The following is a 15102-nucleotide window of genomic DNA, read 5'->3' on the forward strand; positions in this document are numbered from 1 at the left end:
TTTGCTTTAGTATACCACGGAACCGAATAAAATGGTAGACTGCACCCGGCAGAATCCCAAGGCAAAATTGCCAGGGCAACACCCTGCAATGCACGCCGAACAGCTAAGAGGGGATATTGCGCCAAACATTTTTGTGAGGAGTTTTGCAAAAGCGCAGCCAATCCACCAAAGATTGGTTGCGCTTTTGCTTTTGTCTCACAAAAAAGTCCGTCGGTTTGCAGCACCCGAAATGCTGCGCTGCTGCCTTAAAACAGGGAAGATTGACCACAATTTGACAGATGAATCCCCCGGCAGGAAAAAACCGCTAAAAAGATTACAACGCCGCCGGAAATGTTGACTTGATTTTGAAAAAAAATTAAAATAAAGAAGAAAGTGTCTTTTGTCAGGGGATTTTTTTCGCCCAAAAGACGGTGTATGTATGTAAATGGAGGAAGGTTCGATTCATGTTTAACAAAATGAAGCGTGCGGCCCTGGGTGCAAAGGTGCCACACGCAAAAACAACAGCGGACCAGGCAACGGTGGTTATGCCGCTGCCCAGCAAAATTTTGCTGCCCATGCAGCAGCACATCGGCACACCCTGTGAGCCGGTGGTAAAAAAAGGTGATGCAGTGCAGGTGGGTACCCTGGTGGGCCAGGCACAGGGCACTGTAAGCGCAAATATCTATTCCAGCGTATCCGGTACGGTTACAGGGGTGGAAAGCTACACCACTGCTGCCGGTACAGCGGTGATGGCTGTGGCCATTGAGCCGGACGGCCAGCAGACGGTGGATCCCTCCGTTAAGGCCCCTAAGGTGACCAACCGCCAGGAATTGCTGGAGGCCGTGCGAAACAGCGGCCTGGTGGGCTTGGGCGGCGCTGGCTTCCCCACTGCGGTGAAGCTGGACAGCAAAAAGACCCTGCACACCCTGCTGGTGAATGCTGCGGAATGTGAGCCTTATCTTACCTCGGATACCCGGGAGATGCTGGAGCATGGAGATACCATTCAGAAGGGCATCCAAGCGGTGATGAAGCATCTGGGCATCAGCAAGTGCATTATGGGCATTGAGAGCAACAAGCCCCAGTGCATCAAGGCAATGGAGCAGATGGCTGCCGCCGTGCCTGGTATGAGTGTAAAGGTGCTGCCTGCCCACTACCCCCAGGGTGCCGAAAAGGTGCTGGTGGAAAAACTCACCGGTGCAGAGGTGCCCCAGGGTGGCCTGCCGGCAGATGTGGGCGTGGTGGTGATGAATGTTACCACCCTGTCTGTGCTGGGCAGCTATCTGGAAACCGGTATGCCGTTGGTGAAAAAGCGTGTCACCGTGGATGGCGACGCAGTGGCCAGCCCCAAGAATGTGGAGGTGCCCATTGGTACCCCTGCCAGCCAGGTGCTGGAGTTCTGCGGCTTGAAGGAGCCGGTGGCAAAGCTTATCAGCGGCGGCCCCATGATGGGTGTTTCCATGCCCAGCCTGGAGAGCCCCGTGATTAAGCAGACCAACGGACTGTTGGCACTGAGCCAGTCCGCCGCACAAAAGCCGGAAATGGGCCCCTGCATCCGCTGTGGCCGCTGCATTGATGCCTGCCCCATGGGTCTGGCTCCGGTACAGATTGCCGGTGCCTTTAATAAAAAGGACGACGCAGCGCTGAAACAGCTCTGCGTGGATTTGTGTATGCTGTGCGGTAGCTGCAGCTATGTCTGCCCGGCTAAGCGACCGGTGACGCAGACCATGAGCCTGGCAAAGCGATTTGCCCAAAAGGAGGAGCAGAAATAAATGGAGAACCGTTTGATGGTTACGGCTTCGCCTCACCTGGTGGATCATTCCTCCACCCGTAAGCTGATGGGCAGTGTGATTTTGGCTCTGCTGCCCTGTGTTGTGGCAAGCACCGTGATTTTTGGCCTGCGCGCTCTGCTGCTGATTGGTGTTACCACCGCAGCCTGCGTGGGGTTTGAATTTTTGTATACCCGTTTGATGAAAAAGCCCTGCCCGGTGGGGGATCTCTCCGCTGTGGTAACCGGCCTGATTCTGGCGTTGAATTTCCCGGTAACGCTGCCCTTGTGGATTGCCATTGTGGGTGCGTTCATTGCCATTGTGGTAACCAAGCAGCTGTTTGGCGGCCTGGGCTTTAACTTTGTAAACCCCGCCCTGGTGGGCCGCATTGTGCTGTTTACCGGTTTTGGTACCCGCATGACCGCCTGGACCTACCCGGAAGCTGCCCAGAACACTCTGACCGGCATTGATGCAGTGGCTAGTGCCACCCCTTTGCAGGCGGTGGCAGCAGACGGCAGCTCTCTGCTGGGTCAGTACCCCCTTATGGACCTTTTGCTGGGCGTGCATGGCGGCGTTCTGGGCGAAACCTGCGCTGTGGCTATTCTGCTTGGCTTTGTATGGCTGGTGGCCAGCCGCACCATCAGCGCAGCCATTCCGGTGGCTTATGTGGGCAGCTTTGCGCTGTTCAGCCTGTTGCATACCCTGGTGGAAACCATGCAGGGTTCCGAGGCAGCCTTTGGCACCGCCCTGGCTACTGCCGGCAGCCTGGCTCTGCGCCAGGTGCTCAGCGGCGGCTTGCTGTTTGGCGCTGTATTTATGGCTACCGATTATGTAACCAGCCCCTTCACCCTGAAGGGCAAGCTGGTGTTTGGCCTGGGCCTGGGTCTGATTACCTTTGCAATCCGTGACTTTGCCAACATGGCAGAGGGCGTTTCTTACGCCATTTTGTTTATGAACCTGCTGGTGCCCTACATCAACGACTTGACCCGACAGAAGCCCTTGGGCGCAAAAAAACAAGCGAAAGGAGCGGCATAACCCATGAAAAACAACACCTGGGAAAATTTTTTAAAGCCTGTGGTGGTGTTGGTGGTCATCTGTATGGCGGCAAGCGGCGCTTTGGCTGTGACCAACCAGTTCACCGCTCCTGTGATTGCCCAGCAGCTTCAGGCGGCTGCCAACGCAGCCTACATGGAGGTACTGCCTGAGGCCGACGGGTTTGAGGAAATTACCGATTTTGCCACCAGCAATGTGACCAAGGTGCTGAAAGCCACCAACGGCGCAGGCTGGGTGTTTGAGACCTATGGCAAGGGCTTTGGCGGCAATGTGCCCGCCGTTGTGGCGCTGGATGACCAGGGCACCGTGCTGAAGGTTAAATTTATGGAAAACAGCGAGACTGCCGGTTACGGCAAAAAGCTGGAGGATGCAAACGACGCCCAGGGCCAGGCACTGGCCAAGAGCTTTGAGGGCAAGTCTGGCCAGCTGCAAGCCGGTGATGTGGATATGATCAGCGGTGTAACGGTTTCTTCCAAGGCGGCACTGGCCGCTGTGAATGCAGCCATTAACTGCTTTAATGAGGTTGCACTGGGCCAGCAGGCCACCGTGGAGGTGGACACCAGCTCCATGACTCCCGAAGAAGTGCGGGCCATGCTGGCCCCGGGCGCTGCCCTGACCCAGATTGACCCGGTGGAAAAGGCCACCGAGGTATGGCAGGGCGATAATGGAAGCTATGTGATTTACGCCCAGGACCAGGGCTATGAATACGCTCAGGCACCGCTGGTGGTAGCGGTGGGCTTTGATGCTCAGGGCGAAATCACCGGTGTATGGGTGGATGCCTCTGGCCAGACCCCTGGCATTGGTGACCAGGTAACCAGTGCGGAGTATCTGGACCAGTACACCGGCATTGTGGGCGAGCCTGGGCTGGATGGTGTGGATGCCGTCGCAGGCGCCACCGAAAGCAGCAAGGGCGTAAAGAAAGCGGTGCGCAAGGCCATTGCTGCCTATGTGGCGCTGAATCCCGATTCTGCTGCTGCTTTGGCACAGACAGAGGAGAGCACCTCCAGCGAGCCGGAGGAAAGCGAGAGTGCCCCTGCTGAAACTGCTGTGGTGCTTACCAAGGAAGAAGCACTAGAGCAGGTTCTGGCTCCCGGCGCAGCCTTGACGCAGATTACTGCACCGGAAGGCATTCAGGAGGCATGGCAGGGCGACGACGGCAGCTGTGTGCTGTTTGCCCAGGCAAATGGCTACGAATACGAAAGCGGCCCGCTGCTGGTTGGCGTTGGCTTTGGTGCCGACGGCACGGTAACCGGCGTGTGGGTGGATGCTTCCGGCCAGACCCCCGGCATTGGCGATCGGGTATTGGCCGAAAGCTACCTGAGCCAGTACCAGGGCCTTGCAGATGAGGCCAGCCTGGATGGCGTGGACGCCGCCGCTGGCGCCACCGAAAGCAGTAAGGGCGTAAAGAAAGCAGTTCGCAAATGCATTCAGGCTTATGCAGCCGGATTTGCATCCTGAAAGGAGGCTGGAATACCATGAATAAATTGCAGATTTTGACCAACGGCCTCGTAAAGGAGAACCCGGTTCTGCGCCTGGTGCTGGGCACCTGCCCCACCCTGGCTGTTACCACCCTGGCCTTTAACGGCCTGGGCATGGGCATTGCCGCTACCTTTGTGCTGGTGTGCTCCAATGTGGCAATCTCGCTGCTGCGGAACATCATCCCCGATAAGGTGCGTCTGCCCGCCTATATTACCGTGATTGCAACCTTTGTGTCCATTGTGCAGATGCTGGTAAAGGCCTATGTGCCCCAGCTGGATAAGGCCCTGGGCGTGTTTTTGCCCCTGATTGTGGTAAACTGCATCATTCTGGGCCGTGCAGAGATGTTTGCCTCCAAAAACAAGCCTCTGGATTCGGCCCTGGACGGCCTGGGCATGGGCCTGGGCTTTACCATCACCCTGGTGGTAATGGCTTCGATCCGTGAGATTGTGGGCTCCGGCAGCTGGTTCGGCATGACCATCATTCCGGAAAGCATCGACCGTTTTACCTTTATGACCACCCCGGCTGGCGGCTTTTTTACCTTTGGCATTCTGATGGCACTGGTAATCTGGCTGGAAGAAAGGCTGGGCAAAAAAGTAGACCGCAGCATTGGCTGCGAAGGCTGCCCCTCCAAGGGCGCTTGCAAAGGGGGCTGTGACTGATGGCTGCAAAGCTGGCTGCAATCTTTTTCACCATGATTTTGGTGGATAACTATGTGCTGGTAAAGTTTTTGGGAATCTGTCCGTTTTTGGGTGTTTCCAAAAAGCTGAACTCTGCGGTGGGCATGAGCTGCGCCGTAATCTTTGTTATGACCCTGGCCACGGCTGTAACCTGGCCCATTCAGACCTTTTTGCTCACCCCTGTGGATGCCGAGGGGAATCTGAAATGGGATTTGGGTTACCTGCAAACCATCGTGTTTATTCTGATAATTGCCGTGCTGGTACAGCTGGTGGAGGTGGCCATGAAAAAATTCATGCCTCCTCTGCACAAGGCCCTGGGTGTTTATCTGCCCCTGATTACCACCAACTGCGCTGTGCTGGGTGTGACCGTGCTGAACATTGACAGCGGCTACACCTTTGTGGAGTCTATTGTGTGCGCTTTGGGTGCAGGTGTTGGCTTTATGCTGGCTATGGTGATTTTTTCCGGCGTGCGCAAGCGGCTGGAGGATGCACAGCCCCCCAAGTGCTTTGAAGGCCTGCCCATTACGCTGGTGGCTGCTTCGGCCACTGCACTGAGCTTTGGCGGCTTTGCCGGCATGATTGAAAACATTTTTGGAACGATGTAAAAGGAGGCCGAAACCATGACAATTGCATTAGCGATTTCCATTGTGACTGCAGTAGGCTTCCTGGGTGCAGTGATTCTGGTGCTGGCTGCAAAATTTATGGCAGTGGAGGAGGACCCCCGCATTGGGCAGGTTTCCGGCTGTCTGCCCGGTGCAAACTGCGGCGCCTGCGGCTATGCAGGCTGTGCTGACTACGCCAAGGCCATTGTGGAGTCTGGCGCTGAGGTAAACAAGTGTGTGCCCGGCGGCGCAAAGTGCGCCGAGGATGTGGCCGCCCTTATGGGTGTGTCTGCTGGGTCTGCTGCGGTTGTAAAGGCAGTGGTGGGCTGCCAGGGCAAGCCTGGCGTGTGCGGACAGAAGTTTGATTACAAGGGCATTGCTACCTGTGCTGCCGCAGCTGCGCTGCATGGCGGCCCCAAGGCTTGCGTGCATGGCTGCATGGGCCTGGGCGACTGTGTGCGTGCCTGCCCCTTTGATGCCATGCACATTGTGGAAGGCATTGCCCAGGTGGATGTGGATAAGTGCACCGGCTGCGGCGCCTGTGCCAAGGTGTGCCCCCATCAGGTGATTGAAATTTGTGCCAACACCCATGCAAAGCCTCAGGTGCGGTGCAACAACACCGAGCGGGGCGCCCAGGTAATGAAGGAGTGCACCACTGGCTGCATTGGCTGCATGAAATGCCAGAAGGCCTGCCCCAGCGATGCCATCCATGTAACCAACAACCTGGCTCGCATTGATTACGATAAGTGCACCGGCTGCGGTGCCTGCGTAACGGTTTGCCCCAAGCAGGTTATCGTGCGGTAAAGCCAGACTGCAAAGCTGCTTTGCAGGTTTGAGCGATTGTGCGTGAATAACAAAAAATCACCCTGTCCGTCGGACAGGGTGATTTTTTGTTGGATTGCAGCAAAGAAACAGCAGGGGAATGTTGGCTGAGGCCGGGCAGCGCAGGTGTGCCGTTTAATCCCGCTGTTCCAGAGGCTGGTATTCCCGGCGGGGCTGTACCGCCACATAGGCAGGGCGGATGATTTTGCTCATGTTAATCAGCTCCTCCATCCGGTGGGCACTCCAGCCGGCAATGCGGCCCATGGCAAAGATGGGAGTATACAGTTCCGGAGGAAGGTCCAGCATACGGTACACAAAGCCGCTGTAAAAGTCGATGTTGGCGGAAACGCCTTTGTAGATGCGGCGTTTTTCCATAATCACCTGGGGCGCAAGCCGTTCCACAGCGGAGTAAAGCTCGTATTCCTCGTGCAGGCCCTTTTCCTGGCTGAGCTGCTCCACAAAGCTGCGCAGGATGCTTGCACGGGGGTCACTGATGGAATAAACTGCGTGCCCCATGCCGTAAATCAGGCCGCTTTTGTCGAAGGCGTTGCCTTCCAGCAGCTGGTTGAGATAATGGCAGATGGCGTCCTCGTCCGTCCAGTCCGGCAGGGTTTGTTTCATATCCTCAAACATCTGCACTACCTTAATGTTGGCACCGCCGTGGCGGGGGCCTTTCAGGCTGGCCAGTGCAGCGGCCATGCAGCTATAGGTGTCGGTGCCGGAACTGGTGACCACATGGGTGGTAAAGGTGGAGTTGTTGCCGCCGCCATGCTCGGCATGGAGCACCAGGCACAAATCCAGAATCCGGGCTTCCAGAGGGGTATAGGCCCTGTCTGGCCGCAGCAGGGTCAGAATGTTTTCCGCTGTGGAAAGCTCTGGCCGGGGGGCATGGATGTAAAGGCTGCTGCCGTTTTTGTAGTGGTTGTAAGCCTGGTAGCCATACACAGCAATCAGGGGGAAGATGGCAATCAGGTCCATGCACTGGCGGATTACATTGGGCAGGCTGATGTCGTCCGGCCGTTCGTCGTAGCTGCCCATGGTGAGCACGCACCGGGCCATCACATTCATCATATCCGGGCTGGGGGCTTTTAAAATCACATCCCGCACAAAGTTGGTGGGCAGACTGCGGTAAAAAGCCAGCTGCTGGTTAAAATCAGCCAGGGCCTGAGCATCCGGCAGCTGGCCAAACATCAGCAGGTAGGCAGTTTCTTCAAAGCCAAACCGGTTATCTTTTAAAAAGCCGTTCACCAGGTCCTGGATGGAATAGCCCCGGTAAAACAGCTGGCCCTCGCAGGGGACTTTTTCGCCATTGACCAGTTTGCTGCTCACAATCTCGCTGATTTCGGTGAGACCGGCTACCACACCGGTACCGTTCAGGTCACGCAGGCCCCGTTTTACATCGTAGCGCAGATAATCCTGGGGGTCAATCCGGCTGTTGCACAAGCAGGTTTGGGCCAGTGCTTCCTGTGCCGGGGTAACTTTAGAGTATTCCGAAAATTCTGCCATATTGCAGTACCTCCTTTGCCTAAGGAATAAGATCCATTTTAGTTTATCTAATTTAATATAGCACAAAAGTAAAGCGAATTTTGTGAATAGAACCTTAATTTTTGTGAAAGTTAGCTGGCAACCCCTGATTTTGGGGTGTGCAGCAGGCGTTGCCGAAAAAATGGCAAGGGGTACTGCAATCTGTAGAGTTGGCTGTAAATCGGCCTGTAATGCGGGTTTGCGGGGGATTAAGGCCGCAGAAAAACCAGTGCGGAACCGTGAGATTTGGATTTTTTAAAAATTTTTTTAAAAAATTTCAAAAAAGGGCTTGCATTTTCGAGAAATGGTTGCTATAATAAACAAGCACTCAGCGATGAGGGCAAACAAAAAGAATTGAATATGGGAGTGTTCCCGAGCGGCCAAAGGGGGCAGACTGTAAATCTGTTGCGTTTTGCTTCGGTGGTTCGAATCCACCCGCTCCCACCAAAAAGAACAGACACGAATGTGTCTGTTCTTTTTTTATCCAAAACAAGTAAGGTGCCTCGGCTAAGTTGCAGGGGCATTGAGCCAATCGCTTTGGTTTTAAACATAAAGCAGATGGTTGCGTTGAAAACTAAACGGGCCGAAAAGCTTTTGGACAAAAGACGGTGGCGGTTGAGGGCTGCTGGCAACCAATACAGGCGGAGCCATTATACCCCGCTGCCGGGCTGGTTTTGTGAGAAGGTTAATTGGCTTTATGAAAAGGCTCACCTGAGGGAGAGGTGCCGGCCCAGAAACAATGCTGGCCCCGGAAAAGAGGATTAGCCCATGTTAAAGGGCAGTGCTGGCCCAGGGGCACGAAAAAACCGTTTATTTGCAAAAAATAAGGGATTCTTGTACAGCGCTGTATAACATGGTACACTAAAGTTCAATCAATGGATGGATAAACCCAGCCCGGCACCAACTGGATTGTTCAAAGGCTGGGGATACCATGAAGTGGAAGGGAAGCGCAGAATGCAATGAGTATTGTACAATCCATGTTGTTTGCACTGGTTGGCTTTTTTGCATCTGTTGCAGGGGCAATCTGCGGCATAGGCGGCGGAGTTATCATGAAACCGGCGCTGGATTTGTTTGGGTGGGCCAGTGTTAGCACCATAAGCTTTTTATCTGGCTGCACGGTACTGGCCATGAGCTGTTACAGCGTGATAAAGTCCATGCTGGCAAAGGAACAATCCGTCAACCTGAAAACCGCCACGCCGCTGGCCTTTGGCGCAGCGGTAGGCGGTGTGCTGGGCAAGCAGATGTTTTCGGCGGTAAAAAACAGTTTGCCCAACCCGGATATGGTAGGCGGGGTACAGGCGGCTTGCCTGCTGGTGATTACCCTGCTGACCCTGCTGTATACCCTCAACAAAGAAAAAATCTCCACCTTACAGGTAACTTCGCTGGTTGCCTGTGGTACCATTGGGGTGCTGCTGGGGATTATGTCCAGCTTTTTGGGCATTGGCGGCGGCCCAATCAATTTGGTGGTTTTGTACTTTTTTTTCGGCATGGATACCAAAACCGCTGCGGCGAATAGCCTTTATATCATTTTGTTCAGCCAGGCCACCAGCTTTGCCACCACCCTGATTACCCGAACGGTACCCCAGTTTACAGCAATCACACTGGTGCTGATGGTGTTCAGCGGCATTCTGGGCGGTGCAGCGGGGCGCATTGTGAACAAACAAATGGACAACCAAAGGGTGGAAAAGCTGTTTGTGGGTTTGATGGGGCTTATCATCCTGGCCAGTGCTTACAATACATGGCAGTATATGATGCCATAGGTATGCCCCCAAAAGGCCCGATTGCCAGAGGAATTGGTGAGGCTGTTCTTTTTTGGAGAAAAAGGATAATAAAAAATGCTGGAAAGAGGCTTGCAATTCTGCCAAAGATAGAGTATAATAGCTACTGTTCCATAAAAATGCCGGTGTGTCGGAATGGCAGACGATGCGGACTCAAAATCCGTTGGTGGCGACACCGTGTGGGTTCAAGTCCCACCACCGGCACCAAAAATCCCGAATGCGATAGCATTCGGGATTTTTACTTATTGGCGGTTTTACGCTTCACCAATTTGCACTGCCTGCCCGGGATTTTTGTAAGTGAATAGGTAATAAGTGAAGAAGGAAGGTGGAAACATATGAAACCAAAAACTTTTTATTCTATACTTTGCCTGATGTTTCTTTTGGGGGGCAGTTTGGAATATTCTGTGTATCGCTGCAATCCTTCCGTTGAAACTCTGCTACCTGTCTTTTGCAGCGATTATGCTGGTAAGTGTTGTCTCCGCGATAATGGATTTCTGCACGGCCAAACAGGACACACAAAAAAGAGACGACAAAATAAAAAATCCCCTGCTCTATCTATTCCCGTGTTTGGCCGCAGCGTGGCTCACCACATTTGTTGCTTGTGTTTTTGCAGCATGACTGTTGCATCTACACTGTTTTTATATTTCAAGACGAGTGGTTTACAGCCTTTAAAGGCTGCAAACCACTCGTTTTTTGCTGCCGCATCCTGTTTGATTGTTCCAGAATAGGATTTTTGAGCCGGTGCCATGGGCACTTAAAAGGGGATAATTAAAAGGCACAGGCCCTGCTTGCCATGGGTAAGCAGGGCCTGTGCCTTGTTTAAGATATTTGTTTTGTCTGGATAAGCAGAACCGGCCGGACGATGCAGCCCGGCGGGGGATTACAGGGCCTTTGCGTGGTGCTCCATGCAATAGGCGGCTTCTGCCTGGCCAAACCAGCCTTCCCCGGGGCCGATGTGGGGATACAGCTTGTTCAGCTCCGCCTGTTCCTGCGGGGTTAGCTGGGAGATATCCTGGATGTCTCTGGCTGCTTCCACCGCCACATATTTGTGGTCTAAATCGGCCCGCTTAAATACGCCAATTACCCGGATGGGCAGTTGATCGCCCAGTTCCACCTCCCGTTCGGTCATCAGAATGCAGTCCCAGTGGGGGGAGGGCGGGGTGCCGGATTCCTTAATCCAGCCATAGGGTTTTGTGAACCCCCGTTCGTATTTCAGGGATTTATAGCCGGTTTCGGTAAACTGGTTGGTTGCGGGGTTGTACTCCATCCGCATGGGATAGCTGTGGGTTTGCTCTACAATCATGTGCAGCATTGGGATGTCCTCCTGGTGTGTATTTAAAATCCAATGGGGAAAGAGCCGCAAGGCCCAGAGAAAACCATGTATAAGGGGCTTAATGGCCCGGAATGATACAATCCTTTCCGGGCAGGGGCAGCATTGCTTACAGCTGAATGATGCAGGAGAAGGCATGGTTCTGTTCGCCGGAGATTCGGTAGGCTGGCTCCACATCCGAGCCCCAGCTGTCGATGCCGCCAACCCCTCGTACCGCACCCATCAGGGTGAGGGTGGTGCGCTGAGAGGGGGGCAGCTGTTCCTGATGGTCGGCATTTTGCAGCTGCTGGGCGGCCGTTTGGTTGAACCGGTCGTGGGCAGCCCGCTGGGCAGGTGTGGAATACCAGTAGCGCACCTCCTGCATGGCAGGTTTTGGGGTGCCGTCCGCAAAGACAATGCCATTTGCACTGAAATTGTAGTCGGTGGGACGCTCGCCAAAATCACTGCCGTAGCCCAGCACCCGGCGGCCCAGGGAATCGGTGTACCAGAGGGCCTGGTCCATGTAATCCCAGATAAAGCCGCCCTGGTACTGGGCGAATTCATCGGCCAGGCGGATGTAGCTTTCCATGCCGCCAAGGCTGTTGCCCATGTCGTGCATATACTCGCAGAGCAAAAAGGGCTTTGCAGGGTTGGAGGACAACTAGTCCCGGATGTCCTGAGGGGTGGCGTACATCCGGCTTTCCATGTCGCTGATGGCGTCAAAGGCCCGGTTGTGGAACACACCCTCGTAGTGCACCAGCCGGCTGGGGTCCTGCTGGCGGAAAAACTGGCTCATGGCCAGAATGTTTTCCCTGCGTAGGATTCGTTGCTGCAGGACCAAATCAGGATGCTGGTATGGTTTTTATCCCGTTCAAACATGGAGCGTGCCCGGTCCAGCACACACTCCCGCCATTGGGGAAGGCTGCCGGGGATGTTCCAGCTGGGTTCTACCTTGCCCATCTTCTGCCAGGAGCCGTGGGTTTCCAGGTTGGTTTCGTCCATTACATACAGGCCGTTTTTTAATTCAAAATGCCGGAACCCGGTTTTGTAGGGCACCAGCTCCACCAGTTGGCCCTCACTGTCCCAAACAGAGAACAGCACCGAGTATAAAACAGGGTGTTCATGGCTTCAGGGGTGGATGTTGGGCATCTGGAAGGTCTGGTCTGCTGCGGGGTCGATGGATTCCTCCAGCAGGCAGCGGCCCAGGGGGTCGGTGACGGTGCAGGTGATGCGGGCCCCTTGGGTTTGCCCGGAAAGCCGCAGCCGGGGGGAGAGGGTGCCGGTGGTAAGGTCCGGTGCAAGGTCTGCCCGCAGCCACAAATCTTCGATGTGAATGGAGGGCTTGCCGTACAGATACACCGGGCGGAAGATGCCGCTGAACCGGAAAAAGTCCTGGTCCTCCAGCCAGCCGGCGCTGCTGTGCTTGTGAACCTCCACACACAGCAGGTTGCCGGTGGGGCGCACCCAATCGGTTACATCAAAGTGGGCGGGGGTGAAGGAGTCCTCACTGTATCCCACAAACTGGCCGTTGAGCCAGACAAAGAAGGCCTGCTCCACCCCTTCAAAGCACAGGCAGACCCGCTTATCCTGCAAGCTGGGCTGCAAATCGAACCGGCAGACATAGCTGCCCAACGGGCTGTCGTTCCAGTCGATGTGGGGCGGCCGCAGGCTGCACCGGCCATCCCAGGGATACATGGTGTTCACATATTGAATCTGGCCATGGCCTTGCAGCTCCATGTGGCCGGGCACCTGGATGGGTACGAATTGAGAGTGGTCGGCATCTTCGGCCCAGAAATTGCTGGGCCGCTGGTGGACGGTGGGGCTGTACAGAAACTGCCAGCTGCCATTTAGGCTCTGGCGCAGGTCCATAAGACCGGTTTCCATCTCCTGCTGGGTTTGGTACCAGCAGTGGTCGGAATGGGCGACAAGACGATTGACCGCAAACACTTCGGGGTCAGCAATCCAGTTCAGATGCGGCTGCATACAAACGCTCCTTTACAATGGTGTTAATGCCGAGAGAATGATTTAAGTTTAACAAATGCCGTGGGTGAATGCTAGTCTTTTTAGCAGGGGGGATGGATTTTGTCCGGCAAAACACAGGGGCAAGCAGGTAGGCTGGAAGGCTGTATTGACAAGGCTGTAAAAAAATAGCTATAATCAACTGTCCAACAAAAAACGCTGGCCTTGGGGCCGGAATTGCGGGTTTGCTGCTGTGGCCGGGTACCGGGGAATTGAGACTTCTTTAAACAATACTCCGGGGGATGCAGCCAGTGCGCCCCGGCTCTTTTTATATTAGGAAACGATGGTGTAAGGGAGAGGTGCAACCATGAAACAAAACGGGCTGCTGGCCAAAGCAGCAGAATTTTTGCGCAACGATGCGGTGCTCTGCATTGCGGTGCTGCTGGCATTGGGTTCCATGCTGCTGGTGCCGCCCAGTGTGGGCTATATAGATTACATTGACTGGCACACCCTGGCACTGCTGTTTGGCCTGATGGCGGTGATGAAGGGATTTCAGCAGGCGGGCCTGTTTGTATATCTGGGCAGCAAGCTGCTGGAGCGCACCGCCACCAGCCGCCAGATGCTGTGGGTGCTGGTGTTTTTGCCCTTTGTAACCAGCATGATTATCACCAACGATGTGGCCCTTATCACTTTTGTGCCCTTTGGGCTGGCTGTGCTGCGGATGGCCCGGCAGGAGTGGCTGGTGGTACCTTTGGTGGTAATGCAGACCCTGGCGGCTAACCTAGGCAGTATGCTCACCCCCATGGGCAACCCCCAAAACCTTTACTTATATAATAAGTCCGGGCTGGGGTTTGTGGGCTTTTGCGGCCTGATGCTGCCCTATGCGCTGGCTAGTGCAGTGTGCCTGGGGGCGGTGATTGTGCTGCTGCGCTGCCAGCCCATTGAGGGGGTGCACTTGCAGGCAAACCTGGGCAGCCCCAAGGTGCTGGGCCTGAGCGCCGTGGGCTTTGTGCTCTGTCTGCTGGCCATTTTTAAGGTGCTTTCTCCCCTGCTGGTGGCGGCAGGCATTTTGGTGTTTTTGCTGGTAACCGACCGGGCCACGCTGAAAAGCCTGGACTACTCGCTGCTGGGAACCTTTGTGGCCTTTTTTGTGTTTATTGGCAATCTGGGCCAGGTGGAGGTGTTCCGCCAGTTTTTGGCCCAGGTTCTGGAGGGGCATGTGGAGCTTGTGGCGGTGCTGGCCAGCCAGGTAATCAGCAATGTACCGGCGGCGCTGCTGCTTTCTGGCTTTACAGACCAGTGGCAGGCACTGATTGTGGGCTGTAACCTGGGCGGTCTTGGCACTTTGATTGCCAGCATGGCCAGCCTGATTTCCTATAAAATTTTAAGCCGGGAATACCGGGGCCTGAAGGCCGGGTATTTTTGGGTATTTACCGCAGGCAATGTGGCGCTGCTGGCCCTGCTTTTGGGCTTGGCAGCTTTGCTTGGATAAAAGGGAGGAATCCGTATGTTGTTTAAAAAAGCAGACCCCCAGGGGGAGTGGCTGGTGGTGGGCCTGGGCAACCCGGGCAGCCAGTATGACCTGACCCGCCACAATGTGGGCTTTGATGCCATTGATTACCTGGCCCAGAAGTGGGGGGCAACGGTAAACAAGGCAAAGTTTGAGGGCCTTTACGGCCAGGCCGTGGTGGATGGCACCAAGGTGCTGCTGCTGAAGCCCCAAACCTACATGAACCTGTCTGGCCGGAGCATTCAGGCCATGGCGGCGTTTTATAAAATTCCGCTGGAACGGGTGGTGGTGCTGTGCGACGACATTACCCAGAACCCGGGCAAAATCCGCATCCGGCCCAGTGGTTCTGCCGGCGGGCACAACGGCCTGAAGGATATCATCGCCCGGTTTGGTTCCGATGCTTTCTGCCGTGTGCGGCTGGGCGTGGGCCAAAAGCCCCACCCGGAATACGACCTGGCCAACTGGGTGCTGGGCCGCATGGAAGGGGAGGACCGGAAAGCCTTTGAGGCCCGGCTGCCGGATATTGAACAGGCGGTGCGGCTGATTATGGCCGGCCAGCTGACACAGGCACAAAACAAATTTAACCGGTAAACCACAAAGCCCCCAGCCTGCAAGGCTGGGGGCTTTGCTGCGTAAGTTGGAGA

General features: G+C 55.1%; 13 protein-coding genes, 2 tRNA genes and 1 pseudogene. 11 read left to right on the forward strand and 5 right to left on the reverse strand.

The features are described 5' to 3' along the window. The first annotated feature begins 443 nt into the window (after positions 1 to 443). From rsxC to ACH2EM_RS06640, 6 genes are read left to right on the forward strand one after another with little or no spacing between them, the layout of a single operon-like run. Positions 444 to 1748, forward strand: coding sequence for an electron transport complex subunit RsxC (rsxC, locus tag ACH2EM_RS06615; RefSeq protein ID WP_395151347.1), 1305 nt, complete (start codon positions 444 to 446; stop codon positions 1746 to 1748). Further along, positions 1749 to 2780 (forward strand): RnfABCDGE type electron transport complex subunit D, encoded by a 1032-nt coding sequence (locus ACH2EM_RS06620; RefSeq protein ID WP_395151348.1) that lies wholly within the window; start codon positions 1749 to 1751, stop codon positions 2778 to 2780. Between the two features lie 3 nt (positions 2781 to 2783). After that, the gene (locus ACH2EM_RS06625; RefSeq protein ID WP_395151349.1) at positions 2784 to 4256 is read left to right on the forward strand and encodes an FMN-binding protein; all 1473 of its coding nucleotides are present in this window, start codon (positions 2784 to 2786) and stop codon (positions 4254 to 4256) included. 17 nt (positions 4257 to 4273) lie between these two features. Then, positions 4274 to 4936 carry an electron transport complex subunit RsxE gene (gene rsxE / locus ACH2EM_RS06630; protein WP_395151350.1) on the forward strand — a complete coding sequence of 221 codons (663 nt, stop codon included), beginning with the start codon at positions 4274 to 4276 and terminating at the stop codon, positions 4934 to 4936. Next, positions 4936 to 5559, forward strand: a complete 624-nt coding sequence (locus tag ACH2EM_RS06635; protein ID WP_395151351.1) for an electron transport complex protein RnfA — start codon at positions 4936 to 4938, stop codon at positions 5557 to 5559. The genes rsxE and ACH2EM_RS06635 overlap by 1 nt, the downstream gene beginning before the upstream one ends. Positions 5560 to 5574: 15 nt before the next feature. Then, positions 5575 to 6360 (forward strand): RnfABCDGE type electron transport complex subunit B, encoded by a 786-nt coding sequence (locus ACH2EM_RS06640; RefSeq protein ID WP_395151352.1) that lies wholly within the window; start codon positions 5575 to 5577, stop codon positions 6358 to 6360. 153 nt (positions 6361 to 6513) lie between these two features. Here the strand turns inward: ACH2EM_RS06640 and ACH2EM_RS06645 are convergent, their stop codons facing one another. Next, positions 6514 to 7884 carry a citrate/2-methylcitrate synthase gene (locus ACH2EM_RS06645; protein ID WP_395151353.1) on the reverse strand — a complete coding sequence of 457 codons (1371 nt, stop codon included), beginning with the start codon at positions 7882 to 7884 and terminating at the stop codon, positions 6514 to 6516. Between the two features lie 380 nt (positions 7885 to 8264). Between ACH2EM_RS06645 and ACH2EM_RS06650 the strand changes: the two genes are divergently transcribed. The 3 genes from ACH2EM_RS06650 to ACH2EM_RS06660 all read left to right on the forward strand — a co-directional run bounded on the left by ACH2EM_RS06650 (position 8265) and on the right by ACH2EM_RS06660 (position 9887). Next, a tRNA-Tyr gene (locus ACH2EM_RS06650) sits at positions 8265 to 8349 on the forward strand. Between the two features lie 512 nt (positions 8350 to 8861). Further along, positions 8862 to 9662, forward strand: a complete 801-nt coding sequence (locus ACH2EM_RS06655) for a sulfite exporter TauE/SafE family protein (RefSeq protein ID WP_395151354.1) — start codon at positions 8862 to 8864, stop codon at positions 9660 to 9662. Between the two features lie 139 nt (positions 9663 to 9801). After that, positions 9802 to 9887, forward strand: a tRNA-Leu gene (locus ACH2EM_RS06660). Between the two features lie 673 nt (positions 9888 to 10560). Here the strand turns inward: ACH2EM_RS06660 and ACH2EM_RS06665 are convergent. The 4 genes and pseudogenes from ACH2EM_RS06665 to ACH2EM_RS06680 form a co-directional block, all read right to left on the reverse strand. After that, complete coding sequence (locus tag ACH2EM_RS06665) at positions 10561 to 10992, reverse strand: inorganic diphosphatase (protein ID WP_395151355.1); 432 nt, start codon at positions 10990 to 10992, stop codon at positions 10561 to 10563. Positions 10993 to 11119: 127 nt separating this feature from the next. After that, entirely contained in the window at positions 11120 to 11374 is a 255-nt protein-coding gene (locus ACH2EM_RS06670; RefSeq protein ID WP_395151372.1) for a hypothetical protein, read from the reverse strand. Between the two features lie 33 nt (positions 11375 to 11407). Beyond that, positions 11408 to 11991 (reverse strand): annotated as a pseudogene (locus ACH2EM_RS06675) (glycoside hydrolase family 2 TIM barrel-domain containing protein); the annotation flags it as partial. 126 nt (positions 11992 to 12117) lie between these two features. Continuing rightward, positions 12118 to 12972, reverse strand: a complete 855-nt coding sequence (locus ACH2EM_RS06680; RefSeq protein WP_395151356.1) for a sugar-binding domain-containing protein — start codon at positions 12970 to 12972, stop codon at positions 12118 to 12120. 343 nt (positions 12973 to 13315) lie between these two features. Here ACH2EM_RS06680 and ACH2EM_RS06685 point away from each other — a divergent pair, with 343 nt between their 5' ends. Together ACH2EM_RS06685 and pth are read left to right on the forward strand one after the other, a co-directional pair. Next, a complete protein-coding gene (locus ACH2EM_RS06685; protein ID WP_395151357.1) occupies positions 13316 to 14440 on the forward strand; it encodes an SLC13 family permease in 1125 nt (374 codons plus the stop codon). 15 nt (positions 14441 to 14455) lie between these two features. Continuing rightward, positions 14456 to 15049: an aminoacyl-tRNA hydrolase gene (gene pth, locus ACH2EM_RS06690; protein WP_395151358.1), complete on the forward strand. Its 594-nt coding sequence runs from the start codon at positions 14456 to 14458 to the stop codon at positions 15047 to 15049. Positions 15050 to 15102: the final 53 nt, after the last annotated feature.

It is taken from the genome of uncultured Allofournierella sp., from assembly GCA_944382705.1.
Lineage (GTDB): Bacteria > Bacillota > Clostridia > Oscillospirales > Ruminococcaceae > Allofournierella.

Bases quoted from the DNA above. Each gene is read 5' to 3' on its own strand.
- rsxC (WP_395151347.1), top strand. From the start codon at position 444: ATGTTTAACAAAATGAAGCGTGCGGCCCTGGGTGCAAAGGTGCCACAC.
- ACH2EM_RS06620 (WP_395151348.1), top strand. From the start codon at position 1,749: ATGGAGAACCGTTTGATGGTTACGGCTTCGCCTCACCTGGTGGATCAT.
- ACH2EM_RS06625 (WP_395151349.1), top strand. From the start codon at position 2,784: ATGAAAAACAACACCTGGGAAAATTTTTTAAAGCCTGTGGTGGTGTTG.
- rsxE (WP_395151350.1), top strand. From the start codon at position 4,274: ATGAATAAATTGCAGATTTTGACCAACGGCCTCGTAAAGGAGAACCCG.
- ACH2EM_RS06635 (WP_395151351.1), top strand. From the start codon at position 4,936: ATGGCTGCAAAGCTGGCTGCAATCTTTTTCACCATGATTTTGGTGGAT.
- ACH2EM_RS06640 (WP_395151352.1), top strand. From the start codon at position 5,575: ATGACAATTGCATTAGCGATTTCCATTGTGACTGCAGTAGGCTTCCTG.
- ACH2EM_RS06645 (WP_395151353.1), bottom strand. From the start codon at position 7,884: ATGGCAGAATTTTCGGAATACTCTAAAGTTACCCCGGCACAGGAAGCA.
- ACH2EM_RS06655 (WP_395151354.1), top strand. From the start codon at position 8,862: ATGAGTATTGTACAATCCATGTTGTTTGCACTGGTTGGCTTTTTTGCA.
- ACH2EM_RS06665 (WP_395151355.1), bottom strand. From the start codon at position 10,992: ATGCTGCACATGATTGTAGAGCAAACCCACAGCTATCCCATGCGGATG.
- ACH2EM_RS06670 (WP_395151372.1), bottom strand. From the start codon at position 11,374: ATGCAGGAGGTGCGCTACTGGTATTCCACACCTGCCCAGCGGGCTGCC.
- ACH2EM_RS06680 (WP_395151356.1), bottom strand. From the start codon at position 12,972: ATGCAGCCGCATCTGAACTGGATTGCTGACCCCGAAGTGTTTGCGGTC.
- ACH2EM_RS06685 (WP_395151357.1), top strand. From the start codon at position 13,316: ATGAAACAAAACGGGCTGCTGGCCAAAGCAGCAGAATTTTTGCGCAAC.
- pth (WP_395151358.1), top strand. From the start codon at position 14,456: ATGTTGTTTAAAAAAGCAGACCCCCAGGGGGAGTGGCTGGTGGTGGGC.